We start from the raw sequence: 693 nt of genomic DNA, 5'->3' as shown, positions 1-693 counted from the left end.
AAAGCTATTGATGTAGTCGTTACTGCTGATGATAAAACGAAAGTATACGGTGATCTTAATCCTGCTCTTACTGCTGTGGTAACGGGTGCTGTAAATGGAGATGTTATTGATTACTCTCTTGCAACTTCTGCAACGCAGTTCTCTAACGTAGGTTCTTACCCTATCGTAGTGACTTTAGGAACTAATCCTAACTATAACATTACTGCTGTAAACGGTACTTTGACTGTAACTCCAAAAGCTATTGATGTAGTTGTAACTGCTGATGATAAAACGAAAGTTTACGGTGATCTTAATCCTGCTCTTACTGCTGTGGTAAGCGGTGCTGTAAATGGAGATGTTATTGATTACTCTCTTGCTACTACTGCAACGCAGTTCTCTAACGTAGGTTCTTACCCTATCGTAGTGACTTTAGGAACTAATCCTAACTATAACATTACTGCTGTAAATGGTACTTTGACTGTAACTCCAAAAGCTATTGATGTAGTAGTTACTGCTGATAATAAAACAAAAGTGTACGGTGAAGCTAATCCTGCTCTTACGGCTGTAGTAACTGGTGCTGTAAATGGAGATACGATTAACTACACTCTTGCAACTTCTGCAACGCAGTTCTCTAACGTAGGTGCTTACCCTATCGAAGTAACTTTAGGAACTAATCCTAATTATAACATTACTGCTGTAAATGGAACTTTGACG

The 693-nt window shown here is 38.7% G+C and carries 1 protein-coding gene; it reads left to right on the top strand.

Translation table 11 applies throughout. The annotated features are described in order from the left end of the window. Positions 1–693 (top strand): MBG domain-containing protein (locus tag KBJ98_RS15215; protein ID WP_225899152.1); only part of this gene is annotated, 693 nt, incomplete at both ends.

Source organism: Flavobacterium erciyesense (assembly GCF_018069925.1).
In the GTDB taxonomy this organism is placed as follows: domain Bacteria; phylum Bacteroidota; class Bacteroidia; order Flavobacteriales; family Flavobacteriaceae; genus Flavobacterium; species Flavobacterium erciyesense.
This window is presented reverse-complemented; position numbering and strand designations above follow the sequence as displayed.